Source organism: Neptunicella plasticusilytica (genome assembly GCF_047922965.1).
Classification (GTDB): Bacteria; Pseudomonadota; Gammaproteobacteria; order Enterobacterales; family Alteromonadaceae; genus Neptunicella; species Neptunicella plasticusilytica.
This window is the reverse complement of the sequence record NZ_CP150481.1, coordinates 1,642,306-1,661,140: the sequence shown is the minus strand read 5'-3', so window position 1 is coordinate 1,661,140 and position 18,835 is coordinate 1,642,306. Positions and strand designations below refer to the sequence as shown.

Here is an 18,835-nt window from a genome sequence, read left to right as displayed (position 1 = left end):
CATAATCAGCGTTACCAAAAAATAACCGAACTGTTGTTTGCAGCGGGATATTCCCCCTCGCCTAGGTCACGATTGGGTATAACTTTTTGTTTGGCCGAGGCAAATACCGAGTCATCATCCCGGCCAAAGCCCTCTACCTTCCGCTGAGGATTAATAACTAAAGGTTAATTTGGCAAATACACTTTGTTCTACCAGCGCACTATTCAGATCGCTAACATCACCGAATTCACGGTGAGCAGAATCAAACAAATTCTGGGCAGTCAAATTTAGCCGGATATTGTCTGTCAGTTGTCCGCCAATATTGATGTCAACCCGGGAGTATTGCTCTACATTAGTTCCTTGTAGGTCATCGACAAAAGACGCGGTGGTATCTATTGTCCAGTTTTCAACAACATTCCAGAATACTTTCATTGCCAGCTTGTGCTGCGGATATACATTAACCAGCTGCTCGTCACCACTTTGAGGTTCAGTCAGCTCCTGATTCAGGTGCAGGTAAGAATAATTCAGGCTTAGTTTGAGATCCGGACTTAACATCCAGTCAAATAATGTCTCAAAACCCTCCGATTGGGCCTCACTACCGTTGGTAAATTTAACCGGCAGTAAAAAATAGGCGGGATCAACACCATTGTCGAACATATAGGGCGCCCCCACCCGTATACTTTGTAAGGCATCATAATCATTGTAGAAACCGGTCACATCCATTGAAAAGTTTGACGCCAGTTGCGCTCGATAGCCTAGTTCATAGGCTGTTAATTGTTCTGATTTGAAATCCGGATTGGGCACAAATGCCAGCCTGACATTTGCAGCGGTGGCAATAGTACTGGTCAGCTCTTGTTCAATAGGTGTGGGGGTTCTGACCGCTTCGGAAATGGCTGCCCACAACATATGTTGTTCATTCGGGATCCATTGCAAGCGAATATTCGGCTGAATTTCGAATCCGGAGAAGTCGTTATGCTCAAATTTAGCCCCCAAAGTGACAAACCATTGTTCCGGTGACAAGGCGATCTTGTCCTGAACAAAGGCACTGAATAAACGATTCCGACGCTTATTGTCGGTGAATTCAACATTGTTGTTTCCCTGGTTAGTGTCAGCATTAAACCTGAACCCCGCTCCGACAGTTAATTCCTGACGCTGTCCGGCAAACCAGTTATATTGTACATCCATATCAATCGTTATCCGCTCATCGATAAAGTTAAAGGGTTCGTCTCGTTTGGTCCAGTCAATAAATGACTGCACATTCAATCCTGTACCGTGCGGATCTTGTTCAGACCATCCCATATGGATATTGGCTCCTTGGTAAACGATAGTCTGGTTTTCTATCGAAACATAAGGTGCGACCAGCGAATAATTTTCCTTGCGTTGTCGGGTTTTGGCTTGATATACACCGCCATCTAGCGACAGGTTGTCGTCCCAGTCCAGTCTGAAACCGGCATTAATACCATTCCAGTCATCGTAGTTATCCGTGCCTGATGCTTTTTGTAAGCTATCACGTTCAAAGGCTTTAGCATAAACCCGATAAAAAGCGTTATCGGCAAATTCCCCTCCCTGACGAACGCTCAGTGTGCCCTGCTCTTCCTCTCCGTATTTAACGGTAATTAACTTGCCCTGAGTATCAGCCGCATGTTTGGTAATAATGTTAATGACACCGTTGACGGCATTCGCTCCCCATAAGGTTCCTCCAGGCCCGCGGACAACTTCAATGCGTTCAATGTCATCCAGTACCACGTCATGAGCTTCCCACATCACCCCACCGAATACCGGGTTGTATAGGGTTCTACCATCCAGCAGCACCAACAATTTGTTGGCTAGAACGCTGTTAAACCCACGTGCGCTGATTGCCCAACTATTGGAATCAGACTGGGCCACATTTAACCCGGGTACCATACGTAAAGCATCTGGAATAGTCGTAATACCTGAACGTTGAATATCTTCACCGGTAATTACGTATATCGCGGCAGGCGCGGTAGCCATCGCTTCCTGCTTTTTAGATACAATGCTGACATTAATGTCCAGCAGTTGCTCAAGAGTCAGATCAAAGTAGTTGTCTTCGGCACTGGCAAGCCGAGGAAAAAGTGTTGTTACAGCCAATCCCAACAATATGTTGTTTATGCAGTACAACCTAGGAGCGTTACCTGCTCGCAATTGCATAACTCAATCTCCTGAAAGTAGTTCCGTCAAACGAGGTGTGTGATATTGCCTGCCACAGCCAAAACGAATTCACCTTGCGTTGTATTCCAAGATTTATTTCTGTATTCATTGTAGTTAGACAATTCCTCCGGTCAAATCCAGATCAAATTAAATCAATCATTCAGCGACAAATGGTTTTATTGCGCAGCAAATAAGCAAACAGCCAATAAAGCGTTAAAATAGTTGTGTTGGAGTGTTGACAGCCAAGGGTTGGCTCATTAATATTCCGCACCGTTGAAAAGCAGGCTGCCTGGCAACCTCAGTTAGCGATTTTCAGCCGTTGAATACCGTTCCCCCTTAGCTCAGTTGGTTAGAGCGACGGACTGTTAATCCGCAGGTCCCCCGTTCGAGTCGGGGAGGGGGAGCCAATTCAACTTATTTTTCGATTCCCCCTTAGCTCAGTTGGTTAGAGCGACGGACTGTTAATCCGCAGGTCCCCCGTTCGAGTCGGGGAGGGGGAGCCAATTTTGGCCACCGGGAACACTCCCGAACTATCGCCAGCCAGAATTCCATCATCAGATTTAATTCGCCCTACTGTGTACAATTCTTGTCCAACCAATTGTTTTTTCTGCTATATCAAGTTGTTAAACCGATGATAAAAACGGATAATACGCGCAACTGTAAACTGCCTTGAATGGCGGGTGATTTCGCGTTTATGTCTGAATATTTGCTATTACTGGTTGGTACTGTACTGGTAAACAACTTTGTTTTGGTTAAATTCCTGGGCCTGTGTCCCTTTATGGGTGTATCTGGCCGACTGGAAACCGCTATTGGCATGTCAATGGCCACCACTTTCGTATTAACCCTTGCCTCCTTGTCCAGTTATCTGGTGGAACATTATATTTTATTGCCACTAGGTATCGGCTATCTGCGCACCCTGAGTTTTATTCTGGTGATTGCAGTAGTGGTACAATTTACCGAAATGGTGGTACATAAAACCAGCCCTACCCTGTATCGCCTGTTAGGTATTTTTCTGCCGCTGATTACCACCAACTGCGCAGTATTAGGAGTGGCTTTGCTGAATATTAATGAAGGACATAATTTTACCCAATCGGTTATTTATGGCTTTGGGGCTGCTGTCGGTTTTTCTCTGGTATTGATTTTGTTTGCCGCGATGCGCGAGCGCCTTGCTGCTGCGGATGTACCCGCCCCATTTAAAGGTGCTTCTATTGCCATGATCACCGCCGGATTGATGTCTCTGGCCTTTATGGGCTTTACCGGATTGGTCAAGTTTTGATGCTGATTGTTTATGCGTTAATAGCGATCGGATTACTGGCTCTTATCTTCGGATTGATACTGGGATACGCCTCGGTAAAGTTCAAAGTAGAAGCCGACCCGCTGGTCGATCAAATCGACACTTTGCTTCCCCAAACACAATGTGGCCAGTGCGGTTATCCGGGCTGTCGTCCCTATGCTGAAGCCATCGCCAATGGGGACGAAATCAATAAATGCCCTCCTGGCGGAGAATCCACCATTAAAAACCTGGCAGAACTAATGGGTGTGGAGGCCAAGCCGCTGGACGCCAGCCATGGTGAAGCACCGATTAAGAAAGTTGCGTTTATTCGCGAAGATGAATGTATCGGTTGTACAAAATGCATTGTGGCTTGTCCGGTTGACGCTATTCTGGGCGCAGCCAAACAAATGCATACAGTGATCGCCGAAGAATGTACCGGCTGCGATCTCTGTGTTGATCCCTGTCCGGTTGATTGTATAGAAATGCATCCTGTGAAAACGACAGCCAAGACCTGGCGTTGGGATTTAAACAGCATTCCTGTCAAGCAACTTAACTGAGGCCGATATGGATTCTATTATCAACCGCATTAAAAATGGCAGGCTATGGGATTTCCCCGGCGGTATTCATCCACCGTCACGCAAGACCTTGTCCAATCAAGGCAGCATTGAATCTATTCCGCTAGCGGCGCAGTTGCATATCAGCATCAAGCAACATATTGGTGTGGAAGGGCGTATTTGTGTTATCGAGGGAGAAAAAGTTCTTAAAGGGCAGCCTCTGACCCAGAGTGCCAATCCTTTCGCTGTGCCAGTGCATGCCCCTACATCCGGGACAATAAGCAAAATTGCCCTGCATCCTAGCGCGCATCCTTCAGCATTGCCAGAAATGGCGGTACATATTCAACCGGACGGATTAGGCCAATGGACAGAACTGAAACCTTTACAGGATTATCAGTCATTAAATAAATCCAAAGTGGTTGAAGCTATTTGTAAGGCCGGTATCTCCGGCATGGGCGGAGCCGGATTTCCCACCCATATCAAGGTATCTCCCAAAAAAGACGTGCAGTTCCTGATTATCAACGGGGTGGAATGTGAACCCTACATTACCTCGGATGATCGTCTGATGCGCGAATATGCCTGGCAAATTCGACAAGGAATAGATGTCCTCAATCATTTGTTATCGCCAAAACACATTGTAATTGCCGTAGAGGATAATAAACCCGAGGCCATCGAAGCAATGAAAGTAGCCTGCCGCGACGATAGCCAATATCAGGTTTGCGCGGTGCCCACCAAATATCCTGCCGGTGGCGAGAAGCAGCTTATCCAGACCTTGACCGGTAAAGAAGTTCCCGTTGGCGGACTACCTGTGGATGTCGGTATTGTGATGCAAAATGTGGGAACCTGTTTTGCCATCGCCGATGCGATTTTCTCCGGTAAGCCGCTTATTCAGCGGGTGGTGACCATTAGCGGCGAAAATGTTCAGCAAGCTAAAAATGTGTGGGCTCCGATTGGCACTCCGGTTGCCCATTTACTCGCACAATGCGGTTACCAACCCGAACCTCAGCAACGCCTGATTATGGGTGGACCAATGATGGGATTTGCATTAGCCACCGACAGTATTCCGGTAGTCAAAATCACCAACTGTATTTTGGCACCCAGCACAACTGAAATGCCTGAGGCCAAGCCTGAACAACCTTGTATCCGCTGTAGTGCCTGCGCAGATGCATGTCCTGCAAGCTTGTTACCGCAACAATTATTGTGGTACAGCAAAGCTAACGATCTGGATAAAGCCCAGGAATACAATCTATTTGATTGCATTGAATGTGGTGCCTGTGCCTATGTGTGTCCCAGCGATATTCCACTGGTTCATTATTACCGGACTGCAAAAGCCGATGTGCGGACCCAGCAGGAAGAAAAAGATCAAGCGGATAAAGCCCGTGAACGTTTTGAAGCACGTAAGACTCGATTATTGCGCGATCAGCAGGAACGTGAGGAAAAACATCGCAAAGCCGCTGAAGCACGTAAACAAGCAATGCAATCGGATGGGGGAAGCGCCAAACAAAAAATCGCGGCAGCCTTAGCCCGTGCCAAAGCCAAAAAAGCGGCTACCGGGGACATTGCAGCGGAATCTGACAATAGCAGCGGTTCTACACAAACCGATAACAAAAAACAGCACGTTGCTGATGCTATAGCGCGAGCCAAGGCTAAACGCGCAAGCCAACAGCAGGAGCCGCCCCACCCTACGACAGCTGATGATAGTGCGCCATCATCACCCAAAAGCGCTGACGAGACTGACGATAAAAAGCACAAAGTCGCCGAGGCCATTGCGCGAGCTAAAGCCAAACGCGCGGCCCAAGCGGCTGAAAAAACGATGCAGCAAAACCCGTCACCGGATGAACCGGCTATCTCAACCGATGACAAACAACAGCAGCATAGCCAAAAAGTTGAACAAGGTGACGATGCCGAGCAATTACGCAAAAAACGTATCGCAGCGGCGGTCGCCAGGGCAAAAGCGAAGAAACAAGCACAACAACAGGATGACTCATGACCTTCAGAATTGCCAGTTCACCTCATCAGCATAGCCAACGCGACACCGGCCAGTTAATGCGACTGGTGATTTGGTGTGCCCTGCCCGGTTTGTTAATCCAAAGCTGGTTCTTTGGTTGGGGAAGCTTAATTCATTTTATGCTGGCAACGATGACCGCAATTATTACCGAGGCCGCGATTCTGGAGATCCGCAAGCGCAATTTTGAAGTGGCAATTAAAGACTGTTCCGCCATTTTAACCGCGCTATTATTAGCGGTCAGTATCCCGCCTTTCGCGCCTTGGTGGATCAGCGTTATCGGTACATTTTTCGCCATTGCCATCGTAAAACAACTCTATGGTGGTTTGGGCTTCAATCTGTTTAATCCGGCTATGGCAGCCTACGTGGTATTGCTTATCTCCTTTCCAGTGCAGATGACGGCGTGGCTGCCGCCATCCAGCATTGCGATGCACAGTGCCGATTTAATTGATTCACTTTCGGTTATTTTTACCCAGTACAGTACCGATGGTTACAGTCTTGGCCAGCTGCAAAATGGCATTGACGGACACACCATGGCAACGCCACTGGATCAGGTAAAAACCGATCTGACACTGGGACTCACTTACAATGAAAGTCTTAACAACCCTATTTTTGAATCGGGATTGGGGATTGGCTGGTTGTGGATCAACATTGCTTATCTGGCTGGCGGTATTGTATTACTTAAACAAAAAGCCATTAACTGGCATATTCCAGTCGGCATGTTAGGCGCATTAGCTTTACTGGCGCTGTTATTTAACTGGTACGATGCCGATCAGTTTGCTTCTCCACTTTTTCATTTATTTAGCGGTGGCATTATGCTCGGTGCTTTTTTTATTGCCACTGACCCGGTCTCCGCGGCCACAACAGATAAAGGCCGACTGATTTTTGGTGCCAGCATCGGAATGTGGATTTTTCTTATCCGTAATTTTGGTGGTTATCCTGATGCGATTGCTTTTGCGGTAATCATAATGAATATGGCGGTGCCGCTGATTGACTATTACTTTAGACCTCGGACCTACGGTCACGGACGTTCCAAATCATGAATAATATGACTAAAAATGGTTTGATTCTGGCCGGCTTTGCTATTGTAAGCACCGGTCTCATTAGCGTGACGCAAATTGTCACGGCACCGGTTATCCAGCTACAGCAACAACAACAGTTGCTTAAAACCCTCAATGCAATCCTGGATCCGCAACAATATGATAATGACCTGCAACATGACTGCGTTAAAGTCAGTGCTGCGGACTCGCTTGGCAGACAGCAGCCACAAGTCATTTTTCGTGCTCGCCAGAACGACCAGCCGATCGGTGTCGCCATTGAAACCACCGCTCCTGACGGCTATAACGGTTCCATAGATATGTTGGTCAGTATAACCAATGATAACCAGGTCAACGGCGTACGCGTGCTAAAACATAACGAAACACCGGGACTGGGAGACAAAATCGAATTACGGATCAGCGACTGGATTTTATCTTTTAATCATAAAAAGCTGGAAAAAGGCCTGGAGCAACAATGGGCGGTCAAAAAAGATGGCGGCCAGTTTGACCAGTTTACCGGAGCCACTATTACTCCAAGAGCGGTTGTCAAAGCGGTAAAAAAATCCGTCCTGTATTATCAGCAAAATAAACAGCAGATATTTGCCGCCGCCAATCAATGCGAGAAACCATCATGACTTCTGATGTCACTCATATAGACGATAACCAGCAAACTGAAGACACGCAAACAACCAGCGCGACCAAAGAAGCGCTACAAGAAATAAGCTGGCAGGGTTTATGGAAAAACAATGCCGCGCTGGTGCAATTGCTGGGACTTTGCCCATTACTGGCGGTGACGGCCACATTGATTAACGGACTGGGTTTAGGCATAGCAACGACGCTGGTACTAATTGGTTCAAACAGTACAGTATCACTGGTGCGCAATTGGGTACCTGGCGAAATTCGTATTCCGGTATTTGTGATGGTGATTGCGTCTTTTGTCACTATTATCCAGTTGCTGATGAACGCTTACACATTCGAGCTCTATCAAGCTTTAGGTATTTTTATTCCTCTCATTGTAACCAACTGCGCCATTATTGGCCGGGCCGAAGCCTACGCATCAAAAAATCCGCTGGGCTATGCCGCCTTCGACGGCTTGATGATGGGACTGGGATTTACGCTGGTGTTGGTGATCCTCGGCGCCATGCGCGAACTGCTTGGCAACGGAACCCTGTTTGATGGCGCCCACTTATTGTTAGGCCAATGGGCGAGCAGTATGAAAATCACCCTATTTACCCCGGACAATGCTTTTTTACTGGCTATTTTGCCTCCCGGTGCCTTTATTGGCATGGGTTTTCTGATTGCCCTGAAAAATATCCTGCATGAACGAATTGAAAAACTCTATAACAAGCCGGAGCCGGCCAAAACCATTCAACGTGCCCGAGTAACGGCGGAGAGTTAGTGTGGATAAACAAGAGATCTTATGAATAAACAAAAGCGCCATGAAATTCTCAGTCGTTTACGCGACAACAATCCCCACCCTACTACCGAGCTTAACTATCAGACTCCTTTTGAATTACTGATCGCGGTTATTCTCTCGGCCCAGGCGACGGATGTGGGCGTCAACAAAGCCACGGATAAACTCTATCCGGTGGCCAATACTCCCGAAGCGATCGCTGCGTTAGGTGTCGATGGATTAAAGCAATATATCAAGACAATTGGCCTGTTTAACGCCAAAGCAGAAAATGTCATAAAGACCTGTCATATACTGATTGAGCATCATAATAGTCAGGTGCCGGAAGACCGAGCCGCGTTGGAAGCCCTGCCCGGCGTGGGACGAAAAACCGCTAATGTGGTACTCAATACCGCTTTCGGCTGGCCGACTATAGCCGTGGACACCCACATTTTTCGGGTCAGCAATCGCACTAGACTGGCACCGGGGAAAAATGTCGATCAGGTTGAACAAAAACTACTTAAAGTGGTACCCGCCGAATTTAAAATTGATGTACATCATTGGCTGATTTTACATGGCCGCTATACCTGTATCGCACGCAAGCCACGCTGCGGATCTTGTATTATTGAAGACTTGTGTGAGTTCAAAGAAAAAACCGAAACTTAGCTACTCACAAGTAATAGTCTCAACGCCATACTGAAATTCTGGGCGCTAAAGTCTTGTTGGTCAGTAAACAGTTATATGATGAAAGCATACTGTCCGTTTCAAAAATGAGAAAGCGGACAGTATAAACCGACTATTTCGAATCAAAATCTCGACTAAATTTGGCTAGCTAAGCTCAACGCTAATTAACCCTAACTCGATGTATGGACTCCGCCACCCTAGCGAAGCTACAGTGGTGTCGTTCAATCCATACATCGAGCTGGGGTTATTTAGTGGCATCCCAAACACGTCCCGATGCGGTTCCATCTTTTGGTGGATTAAACACCTCTACCGCCATCACCTGATATGTCGGGTCATCACTCGCATCAAAGTTATTCATATCTGGAAGTATCCAACCGGTATCTGCCCATGCTTTAACGTGATCAGCAAAAATAATCTCCCTGTTTTCTCCAAGAGCTAGAGGTTGATTGGGTTTGCTCCAATACTGATAAAAAGTGGATGTACTATTAATCGATGGTTTTTCTTCACGTAAGGTACGGTAGGTTGAATACTCCACACCATTACTAATAAAGGTTTTACCAAATACACCATTTTGGCTAGGCTCATAAGCGTCACTCCATCTTTGTAAGATGTAATATTCCACTAAGTGGGCTGGGTCAGTCACTGGCATATTTTTATCATATCCCCATCCGTACACCGTGATGAAGTTAGCACCACTGTCTTCGGCAAAGTTATAGCCAATCACTCTGTTTATATAACCGAAATGCCAGCCTGGACCACCTACGTAATTGTACCCCCCGCCTTGCCAACTAACATTAAAATTGCCATCCATTTTTATAGTCAAAGAGGTAGTGCCACCGTCTTTCCAATGGGTAAAGAATAAATCACCAACATGGCCTGTAGCATGATTTTGGGTAAGCACAGTATTCTCGGTGTATTTTTGTGTATATGCCTGAAATTTATTAATTCCGTCGACTGGCGTTCCTGCTGCAAGCTCTTTAGTGGATGCTGAAGATTTATCTTCTGAAGAACAGCTAACCGCACCACATATAACCAACAAGACCATCACGCTTTTCAAAAAATAATTCTTCACCTTACTCCCCTTCACATTTTGAATTCGTTTCGACGCTCTCATTCTTTCTCCCATCAAGACAAAAGAAACAACACAAGGCCTACTATTTTCAATTCTTGTATTTCTAGGCTATATCTCCACATGCATTACATTCAACTATCTTTAATCGTTTTACGCTTACCGATTTTTTTACAACGTTTTATTAAAGGTATTTACTCTGGATTGATTCGGTATATGAGGATGGGTAATAAAGACTTAATTATTCATCAAACTGCGACCAATCAATTGGCTGAAATGACTTGGTCCAAATAACATCTGGTCTATTTGTCCATTTGGCAGGTGCGATATACCCCTTGAGTTAATTTAACGATAATCAGCTAAATGTTGCTTGCTCACATCTACTTTTATTATATTTTAGCTGGCCGACTATTACGGTAAACTCACATATATTCCATGTCTCTAATCACACAAAATTTTGCCTAGAGAATTCAAGGTAAATGCGCATCACGGGTTAATTTCTCGTTATACCTATCGTCCGTCAGCCTCGCTGCGGCTCTTGTTTAATTGAATATTGGTGTGAATTTAAAGATAAAACCGAATAAGCAGATTAAGACTTGGCTACACGACAACTAGAAATGGAAATAGCGTGAATATGATAAAAATCAGCCAAGATGAAAACCTGTCCATCAAGGTCAGTTACCAGTTATTGCCGAATGATCTGCAAAGGCTCGATTTATATTTTTCTTTACCGGACGAGATGGGCATTAGCCCTAAAACCTTAACCGAAGAACACTATTTTCATAGCAGCATCCAAAACCACAGTGCTTATTACTCAGAACAATTACATTTACCTTTAGTGCGAAGCCGCTTTATTAGCCAACAAAAAGGTCAACAAAGTGATTACCGATTAAACCTTAATCTGTTTTCTTATCAAATCCGTACCGCCCTGGATACCGATATTAAACAAACCATTAAACTCAAAGAGAGTGCAGAATTTTACCCACAAGCCGTGGTATTGGCAGAGCAAATATCGGGATTATTGAAAAAGCTCCGGCGCTATACCCCGCCGGATCAAAAGCTCAGGGCATTTTTTGAAAATGCCGACAACTACCTGAGTTGGCGAGTGGAGCAATCATTCTTAAAATTACTTTCGACTGGTCCTAAAAGCAGTGAGTTTACCAGCGAGAGAAACTTCCTGTTTGCCCTATGCCGCCGTGAAAGTGAATACCGCCAAGAGAATCAATATAACTCACAGATCACTCTGGCCGATCCCAATCGCATCACCAATAAAATGCGTTTACTACAGCGCTTAATCGAATATGGCGTGGTGTTGCAAAAGGAAGTGAAGAGTCTCAATAGTAATTTAAAACGGATAGTTCGGGGAACGGTAACCGCCGTTATTATGGCGTTTGTGATGGTATTGGTATTAAACGCGCGGACTAATTTTACCGAAGTCACCATTGCATTGGTGGGAATGTTGGGGGTGATTTACGGGTTAAGAGAAATATTTAAAGAGGATATTACCCGCATCATATGGCGCCGTATCCAAAGAGGCCTGCCCAAATGGAGAAATATTTATACCAATAGCGTTAATAAAAATCGTATTGCCAGCCAAACGATTTGGCTTCAATACATTAATAATAAAGATTTACCGCCACAAGTAGATAAATTATTTCAAACCCGGCGCCAACAAAACAAACAAGCTGCACAATTATTGCATTTTCGCAGTGAAACCAAAGTCACTGCGAAAACATTTTTACCGGGCTATGATAAAATTCAGCAGCGTATCTATTTTAATTTAACGCCTTTTGTGCGTTTCCTAAAAAAAGGTGAAGGACGGCTATATTCACTGGATAACAATAAAATAACCAAACAAGCCGTTGAGCGCCGTTATCAAATAAACGCGGTGCTAATGCATACGGATAAACAGAATCAACAACAAACCCAACGGGTTAAAATCACCCTCAATCGCTCTAACATTATTAATATTGAGGTCATACAGACACAGGACAGTGAAGAATAACCACTGTTGTTGATTCGATTATCATTAACAAAAACTGAAACTTAAGGAACATCATGCAACTGTTACATACCATGCTACGTGTCGGCAATCTCGAGCGTTCTATTCAATTTTATACTGAGCTGCTCGGCATGAAGTTATTACGCCAATCCGACAATACAGAGTATCGTTATACCCTTGCTTTTGTCGGTTATGGCGATGAGTCAGATCATACCGTATTGGAGCTCACCTATAACTGGGATAAAAGCAGCTATGACATGGGCGAAGCCTATGGTCATATTGCTATCGGGGCTGACGACATCTATCAGTTATGTGAAAAACTCGAATCGCAAGGAGCGGATGTGTATCGCAAACCGGGTCCGGTATTAGGTGGTGATACGGTGATTGCTTTTGTGCGCGATCCGGATGGTTATGCTGTTGAACTGATCCAGAAATAGCCTGAGAAACTTGGCACTATTCCCATATATTGCATGTATCAAATCACATTAAGTTAAATAAAAAAGCACACTAAACAGCATTGGCCGTTTAGTGTGCTTAGCTAAACAAGTATTACTCTAATAAATAAACTTGTTGATATTAGAAAGTCCAGTTTACACCAACATAGAAACGGCGACCGTTAGTCCACTCGTTAACATATATTTTGTCTAAATGGTTTTCGTAATAGGGTTTGAGTTCAGAAACAGGAATACCACTGGCTTGCGACAGCATCTCAAAAGCTTCCTCTCCAGTAATTGAAGACTCAATGATTTCAACGCCATTATCATCTTTGGCTACAACACGGTTTCCAGTTGCAACACCGTCAACAACCTCATCAACCCATTTCATCTTATTAATCACAGGATCATTAACAATCTGCGACGTTTCTATATATTGAACGACATTTTCATTGGTCAGGTTGGTCACCGCGAAACTGGCAATCAGGTTTTCCATAATTTGATACGTCGCCTTAAAGTCCAACTGCTGACGGGCATCAGTGTAGCGAATACCGTCAGTGTAGGTTGCATCTGCAAATTCACTACGGTAGTTGTAGGAAAGACGTGCTGAAAACGTGTCATCTTCATAATAAACTGACGCATTCAACGTATCTTTAGATTGTCCAAACATGGGTTCGGATTGCGTTGTGGTTTGAGCGCTAAAACCAGTAACCTCAAAATATTCACGTTGTGCCGGATCGGTTTGATGGGTTTCAATATCATTCATATCGGCAATTTCATATGAAAAGGTTGAGCTACTAAATTTCTGCTCTGGAACATCGGTATAAGTGTAGTTAATCAAACCACCAAAACCATTACCAAAATCATGCTGTAGCTGTAACTCCACCCCTTTCACTTTTTGCTGACCGGTATTGAAGTAAGAACTGATAACATAGTCACCAAAAATAGGATAACCATTGTTGTCCGTTTTACCTTCGGCTCCCAAGTCATCCAAATTCTGCACCTGAGAAGTTGAACGAACCATATTTTTGATGTCTTTCTGGAATGCTGTGACCGCAAATATGGACGACTTGGCGAAATACCACTCAATACCCAGTTCGCTGTTCACAGAAGTATAGGAACCAAGATTGGGGTTACCAACGGATCCTCGACGTTGTGAGTCCATCGCAAGACGTTCGGCGTTACCCTCTGGCGTCAGAAACTGCTGGCGACCATCGGTGTATAATCTCGATCTTTCCGTTACTAAGTAAAAGTTACTTCTCATTTGACTCAGGCTAGGATGAGAAATATTTTTCGACGCGGCTGCGCGTAAAATAACATCATCGGCTAAATCAACCGCCAAATTGAAGCTGGGTAAGTAATCTTTAGTGCTACTGGTTTGAACTAGGGGTACGTATTTATTGAAACCGGCAAGCTCAGCCACATAACCCGGGTCACTGGGGTCCAACGGATAAGACAGTTGCTGACCATTTTCGTCTTTCTCTACCTCATTACCGATTGATTCACGTTGTGTATCCACCACGCGCACACCAATATTACCGCGGAAATTTTCACCACTAAAATTGGCCATGGCATAGTAAGCAAATAGCTCTTCAGTCACATCATAGTAATCACCGGCAGATTCAGTCATACCTGAACGACAACCATAATATTCATTTGAGCCAGAAGCGGCTATGGCATCGGTACAAGCACCTAAATTAGGACTTGATTCAGAATGAACCAGTAAAAAGTGATCATTAAGCAGGGAGTTACGCTTTGCCTGGTCGATATCAAAATATTCGTTAGGAATATCATGACCCGCAGAGTTTAAGCCCGAAACCGTTCCACCTACTATTTGCTCAGCCAGAATGAGCGGGAAATCACTTGCTTGATCGGCATAACCATGAAAAGTCGCATTCTCGGTAAAATAGTGTTCCGTGCGTTCGATATTTCGGTACTTGGCACCAAATTTGACACTATCAATGTAAAAGTCGTTATCAAGCTGCCATGTTACATCTGCCTGAGCAAAATCTTCTGTATTTTCACGATAGCGAGCGGTATTTCGCAAACCTCCGGTCAGTAGATAAAATTCATTGGTCGGCGCTAACAGGAAGTTTTCAGCCCGCTGCTGAGCGGCAGCCAATTCATCACCAGTTAGTGAAGGGTCTGCCTGCACGCCCCAATACACTTTCCCGGTTTCTGGGTTGTAAGCATATCCGAGGTTAACCCCCTCATAAGTCGGGATTTGCACATTTGGGTTATCACCTGAATAAGGCGTTTCATAATCACCAAATCGTGTAGCAAGGGTTGTGCTGCGATCCATCACTGTGCTTTCAGCTTTAGTCTGACCTGCTTGCAGTTTTACCGTGAAATCATCTTTTTGATAATCAACTGTTAAATGATACCGGTTTTGCTCGGTTTCGGTACCACTGCGGTCATTGGAGTCACGGCGTACCATCTCTCCCCAGGTTCCAGCGCTACTATAGTAGCCATTACCATCCCAAACCTCACCACCACCGCGCACCAGAGAGGTCCCATCAATAGGATAGTTCGCGGATAAAACAATATCACGCTCCGGATCCATCACCAGACGCGGATCAATTCCCGGCACGTCGTTACTATATAAAAGCTGCACCATTCTATGCGGCTGCGCGTATAAATTATCGCTTTTATTGTCACGATCGGTTTTATTCTGGTTAAGTTCAAGGTTGATGCTTAATGCATCGGTTGGCGCCCATTGTAGGTTAACAGTGGTATCCAGACGGCTTTCATCGGTTTGAAATGCGGGAGCATACACCATATCTCCGATTGTTCTTGCCGGCGTTTGACCTAAACCTCCAGCTCTTCGGTCACCCCAGAACAGTCCCCAAACCGGGTCGATATAAGTGGGATCAATCACTTCATCAGGTTGTCCCCAATAATGAGTACTATTATTCCATACGCCTGAATCGGTAGGATCATTGACGTTTGAATAAGGACCATTACCCGCTACCGCTTCCAGATCGCCGTAGGTATAACCGTTTAATGCCATATGCCTGGTAACAATCAAGTTATGATTGTTCATATGTCTTAATTTGATATCACTGCTTAAGCATGCTTCAGTTGGGCAGCTGATTGCATCGGTTTGCGCAAATCCGGTACTAACAGCACTTGTACCACCGGCTATTCCGTCAGATTCAAAGCCGGTACGAAATGCATTACGCTGCTGATGGCTAACACTGATTGAAGCACCGAATGTTTTATCTTCAGTTACAAAGTTGTAGGCGGTTGAAATTTGCGGCGAGGATTTTTCTGACGCATCATTGTATTCCCCCTCAACATTTAAATAACCGTAACCATCTTCTTGCTCCAAAGGTTTTTTGGTATGCAAAATCACGGTACCGCCTATTCCACCCGCATCTATATCTGCACGTGCCGATTTAAGCACTTCGATTTTGGATACACTTTCAGCCGGAATGTTTGAGAAATCGAATGCGTTACTTTCCGATTGTCCAGGAAGATATGAAGCAGACTTGGCCGATTGTCCGTTTACCAAGGTATTGGTTAGGTCAGGCGACGTACCGCGAATTGAAATTTTGGCCCCCTCACCAAACTGACGCTCAATTTGTACGCCAGGGATACGCTGTAGTGCCTCTGCCATATTTTTGTCAGGGTTTTTAGCGATGTCTTCGGTATTGATTGAATCAACAATAGAGTCTGAGAAACGTTTATTGTTCAAGTTCTCGCGAAGTGATGAGCGAATACCGGTGATTTGAATAATTTCAAGTTTTTCCTTGCTATCTTCTGCTGAAGCTTTTTCTGCTTCTTGAGCAGCAAAAGCAGGGATAGCCAAACTTGCACTTATTAACATAGCTGTGTTCACGGCTATGGCAGTTTTGGATAATTGGATAGCTTTCATACCATTTCCTTTAGATGTAGTTATTATTTTCATGTTCCACTCTTTACCAATCTGTGCTGCAACCACATAGATCGGCAAAGTGCTGTATTTAGATACGTATTAGTAGTACGTAAATAGATCCGTTGAGTTGTTCCTCACCTACTAAGCTTTTTCTAATTTTGCTTCTATCGCTTTGTTTCGAGTTATTCTTGATAACGGAAGCTATAGGCGCGGTTTAATTAAACAAATTTAGAAGTAAATATCAAGAATAATATATCACCAACAATCTATTTTCAAAAAAATAAATTATTTTAACATGGGTGACGCTTTTATTGGCGAGTTGTCAAAGCAGAACAATAAACCGGGACCTGGAAAAACCGGGTCTGAAATCTTGGCTAGCTTTTACCCTGACCACTATCTGTGATTGCCCCATTTTAATTCAGACCTAAAGCGGATTTACCGAGTATAGTAAGCGGGTCAAACACAAAAATGAGGAATAACTATGCCGTTACGGTCAATACTATGCGCCATTTTTATCGGGCTGTTTGTAGTCGGACAACCCTTGGCCAAACCGCTCGTTATTGCCCATCGCGGCGCTTCTGGATATTTGCCTGAACATACGCTGGAATCAGCAGTATTAGCCTATAGTCAAGGGGCAGATTTTATCGAACAGGATCTGGTACTGAGTAAAGATAACGTTCTGGTCGTCCTTCACGATATCCATCTAGACACCGTTACTAATGTAGAGCAACAATTCCCTGAACGTCATCGCCCGGACGGGCGATATTATGTAATCGACTTTAGTCTGGCTGAATTGCAAACCCTGCGCGTGCATGAGCGCACCGATCAACAGGGAAAGATGGTGTTTAGCAGTCGCTATCAGGGCAGAGCAGATTTCCGCATAGCCACCTTTGAAGAGCAACTGGAACTCATCAGTCAGCTTAATCGCATGACAGGTAAACAGGTCGGGTTCTACCCCGAAATAAAATCCCCCGCCTGGCACCGTCAACAGGGTCGGGATATCAGTAAAATGGTGTTAGCCACATTGCGCAAACATCAGCTCGATGACCCAAACAAAGCCGTTTACATCCAGAGCTTTGATTTTGCCGAGCTAAAGCGTTGGCGACATGAACTGGGAGCCAAAGTTAAACTGGTGCAATTACTAGGAGAAAATGACTGGCATGAAGCATCAACCAATTATGATTATCTGAAAACAGCAGAAGGACTGGCAGAAATTGCCACGGTAGCACAAGGCATCGGTCCCTGGCTTGCTCAAGTGATTGATCAGCAAACATTTGCAAGTACCGGACTGGCGGAAGCGGCACATAAAGCCGGTTTAGCAGTGCATCCTTATACATTCAGGCAAGATTCGCTACCGGACAACGTCCAAACCAGCCAATTATTCGCACTGTTATTTGGACAACTGCAGATTGACGGGCTGTTTAGCGATTTCCCTGATATTACTGTCCGCTATCTGCAAGATAAACCTGTAGATTAAGGTTTATCCATGCGGATAACGACCCGGCGGTTTTTAGCGCGAGACAGCTCTGTAGTATTATCCGCGATATGCCTACGCTCTCCATGTCCGGTTATTTCAATGCGGGATGCATCTACACCATTATCTGTGAAAAATGTTTTTATTGTATCCGCACGATTAACCGATAGTTGATAATTGGTTGATTTACCGCCGTAGCTATCGGTATAGGCATCCAGTAACACCAGTTCCATATTGGTATCTTCTTGCAGATATTGACCGATCATCTCTAACTTACGCTTGGATTGCTTGGTCAAATCCGAACTGTTTTTCTTATAATTCAGCACGGTATAGGCAATATCATCAAAAGAAAACGGCAGTAAATTAGACACACACTCAACAAACTGTTTGTACACCGGCATAAAATTACTGGCATTCAATCCGACAGCCACTTTATCGTAGCTGTTGTACCAATCCTGATAATAAATTGTCGGCCAGTAACCTTTTTCCAGTTCAGATAACATGGTCCAGGCAGCTTGTTTGGGTAGGTCACCATCATATTGTTTTCTGACCGTCATTTGGGCAATAGGTCGTTGCATTGCCCCCGGCATCCAGCGAGGAGGTACCGAATAAACGGCGGCAACGGAATAGGTATCAGGCAAACTCATCATATCCAGTTCAAATTCCATATTCAGCTGTTTACCCGAATAACTGGTAAACAATGCATCACCATAACCTGAAATAGGATGTTTCAAAGTACATTGAAGACGGCTGCTATCTTGCAGTTTCCAGTCGGAAGATTCGATGCTGGCATTATAGTGGCGCACACCAGCCTGGGTCAGCATGGGTATCCATGCCAAAAGCAATACTATTTTTTTCATAACATACTCGCCTGATCTCTCAATTTGT

14 protein-coding genes, 2 tRNA genes and 1 pseudogene are annotated in these 18,835 nt (G+C 44.8%); 13 read left to right on the top strand and 4 right to left on the bottom strand.

What is annotated here, in order from left to right:
* Positions 1 to 150 precede the first annotated feature (150 nt).
* Positions 151 to 2,148 (bottom strand): TonB-dependent receptor plug domain-containing protein, encoded by a 1,998-nt coding sequence (locus V1467_RS07290; RefSeq protein WP_416308133.1) that lies wholly within the window; start codon positions 2,146 to 2,148, stop codon positions 151 to 153.
* A gap of 330 nt (positions 2,149 to 2,478) precedes the next feature.
* Between V1467_RS07290 and V1467_RS07285 the strand changes: the two genes are divergently transcribed.
* From V1467_RS07285 to nth, 9 genes are all read left to right on the top strand, one after another.
* A tRNA-Asn gene (locus tag V1467_RS07285) sits at positions 2,479 to 2,555 on the top strand.
* A gap of 19 nt (positions 2,556 to 2,574) precedes the next feature.
* A tRNA-Asn gene (locus V1467_RS07280) sits at positions 2,575 to 2,651 on the top strand.
* Between the two features lie 191 nt (positions 2,652 to 2,842).
* Entirely contained in the window at positions 2,843 to 3,424 is a 582-nt protein-coding gene (gene rsxA / locus V1467_RS07275) for an electron transport complex subunit RsxA (protein WP_416308132.1), read from the top strand.
* Positions 3,424 to 3,978 carry an electron transport complex subunit RsxB gene (gene rsxB / locus V1467_RS07270; RefSeq protein WP_416308131.1) on the top strand — a complete coding sequence of 185 codons (555 nt, stop codon included), beginning with the start codon at positions 3,424 to 3,426 and terminating at the stop codon, positions 3,976 to 3,978. Before rsxA ends, rsxB begins: the two co-directional genes overlap by 1 nt.
* Positions 3,979 to 3,985: 7 nt before the next feature.
* A complete protein-coding gene (rsxC, locus tag V1467_RS07265) occupies positions 3,986 to 5,965 on the top strand; it encodes an electron transport complex subunit RsxC (protein WP_416308130.1) in 1,980 nt (659 codons plus the stop codon).
* Positions 5,962 to 7,023: an electron transport complex subunit RsxD gene (gene rsxD, locus V1467_RS07260; protein WP_416308129.1), complete on the top strand. Its 1,062-nt coding sequence runs from the start codon at positions 5,962 to 5,964 to the stop codon at positions 7,021 to 7,023. The genes rsxC and rsxD overlap by 4 nt, the downstream gene beginning before the upstream one ends.
* Positions 7,020 to 7,652 (top strand): electron transport complex subunit RsxG, encoded by a 633-nt coding sequence (gene rsxG / locus V1467_RS07255; RefSeq protein WP_416308128.1) that lies wholly within the window; start codon positions 7,020 to 7,022, stop codon positions 7,650 to 7,652. Before rsxD ends, rsxG begins: the two co-directional genes overlap by 4 nt.
* Positions 7,649 to 8,416, top strand: a complete 768-nt coding sequence (locus V1467_RS07250; RefSeq protein WP_416308127.1) for an electron transport complex subunit E — start codon at positions 7,649 to 7,651, stop codon at positions 8,414 to 8,416. The genes rsxG and V1467_RS07250 overlap by 4 nt, the downstream gene beginning before the upstream one ends.
* 21 nt (positions 8,417 to 8,437) lie before the next feature.
* Positions 8,438 to 9,073 carry an endonuclease III gene (nth, locus tag V1467_RS07245; protein WP_416308126.1) on the top strand — a complete coding sequence of 212 codons (636 nt, stop codon included), beginning with the start codon at positions 8,438 to 8,440 and terminating at the stop codon, positions 9,071 to 9,073.
* A 262-nt stretch (positions 9,074 to 9,335) separates the two neighbouring features.
* Here nth and V1467_RS07240 read toward each other — a convergent pair whose 3' ends face one another.
* Entirely contained in the window at positions 9,336 to 10,163 is an 828-nt protein-coding gene (locus V1467_RS07240; protein ID WP_416308125.1) for a glycoside hydrolase family 11 protein, read from the bottom strand.
* A gap of 392 nt (positions 10,164 to 10,555) precedes the next feature.
* Between V1467_RS07240 and V1467_RS07235 the strand changes: the two are divergent.
* From V1467_RS07235 to gloA, 3 genes and pseudogenes are all read left to right on the top strand, one after another.
* Positions 10,556 to 10,744: pseudogene (locus V1467_RS07235) on the top strand (endonuclease III); the annotation flags it as partial.
* Positions 10,745 to 10,794: 50 nt separating this feature from the next.
* Positions 10,795 to 12,165: a hypothetical protein gene (locus V1467_RS07230; RefSeq protein ID WP_416308662.1), complete on the top strand. Its 1,371-nt coding sequence runs from the start codon at positions 10,795 to 10,797 to the stop codon at positions 12,163 to 12,165.
* 53 nt (positions 12,166 to 12,218) lie between these two features.
* Positions 12,219 to 12,599: a lactoylglutathione lyase gene (gene gloA / locus V1467_RS07225; RefSeq protein ID WP_416308124.1), complete on the top strand. Its 381-nt coding sequence runs from the start codon at positions 12,219 to 12,221 to the stop codon at positions 12,597 to 12,599.
* A gap of 139 nt (positions 12,600 to 12,738) precedes the next feature.
* On the opposite strand, the gene V1467_RS07220 is transcribed toward gloA, so the two are convergent.
* Positions 12,739 to 16,506, bottom strand: a complete 3,768-nt coding sequence (locus V1467_RS07220) for a TonB-dependent receptor (protein WP_416308123.1) — start codon at positions 16,504 to 16,506, stop codon at positions 12,739 to 12,741.
* A gap of 448 nt (positions 16,507 to 16,954) precedes the next feature.
* Between V1467_RS07220 and glpQ the strand changes: the two genes are divergently transcribed.
* Positions 16,955 to 17,950 (top strand): glycerophosphodiester phosphodiesterase, encoded by a 996-nt coding sequence (glpQ, locus tag V1467_RS07215; protein ID WP_416308122.1) that lies wholly within the window; start codon positions 16,955 to 16,957, stop codon positions 17,948 to 17,950.
* Here glpQ and V1467_RS07210 read toward each other — a convergent pair.
* Complete coding sequence (locus V1467_RS07210; RefSeq protein ID WP_416308121.1) at positions 17,947 to 18,807, bottom strand: flagellar protein MotY; 861 nt, start codon at positions 18,805 to 18,807, stop codon at positions 17,947 to 17,949. The genes glpQ and V1467_RS07210 overlap by 4 nt on opposite strands.
* Between the last annotated feature and the right edge of the window lie 28 nt (positions 18,808 to 18,835).

Coding starts and splice junctions, on each gene's coding strand:
- glpQ (WP_416308122.1), top strand. CDS start 16,955: ATGCCGTTACGGTCAATACTATGCGCCATTTTTATCGGGCTGTTTGTA.
- rsxB (WP_416308131.1), top strand. CDS start 3,424: ATGCTGATTGTTTATGCGTTAATAGCGATCGGATTACTGGCTCTTATC.
- rsxG (WP_416308128.1), top strand. CDS start 7,020: ATGAATAATATGACTAAAAATGGTTTGATTCTGGCCGGCTTTGCTATT.
- V1467_RS07230 (WP_416308662.1), top strand. CDS start 10,795: ATGATAAAAATCAGCCAAGATGAAAACCTGTCCATCAAGGTCAGTTAC.
- rsxC (WP_416308130.1), top strand. CDS start 3,986: ATGGATTCTATTATCAACCGCATTAAAAATGGCAGGCTATGGGATTTC.
- gloA (WP_416308124.1), top strand. CDS start 12,219: ATGCAACTGTTACATACCATGCTACGTGTCGGCAATCTCGAGCGTTCT.
- V1467_RS07210 (WP_416308121.1), bottom strand. CDS start 18,807: ATGAAAAAAATAGTATTGCTTTTGGCATGGATACCCATGCTGACCCAG.
- nth (WP_416308126.1), top strand. CDS start 8,438: ATGAATAAACAAAAGCGCCATGAAATTCTCAGTCGTTTACGCGACAAC.
- rsxA (WP_416308132.1), top strand. CDS start 2,843: ATGTCTGAATATTTGCTATTACTGGTTGGTACTGTACTGGTAAACAAC.
- V1467_RS07290 (WP_416308133.1), bottom strand. CDS start 2,148: ATGCAATTGCGAGCAGGTAACGCTCCTAGGTTGTACTGCATAAACAAC.
- rsxD (WP_416308129.1), top strand. CDS start 5,962: ATGACCTTCAGAATTGCCAGTTCACCTCATCAGCATAGCCAACGCGAC.
- V1467_RS07220 (WP_416308123.1), bottom strand. CDS start 16,506: ATGAAAATAATAACTACATCTAAAGGAAATGGTATGAAAGCTATCCAA.
- V1467_RS07250 (WP_416308127.1), top strand. CDS start 7,649: ATGACTTCTGATGTCACTCATATAGACGATAACCAGCAAACTGAAGAC.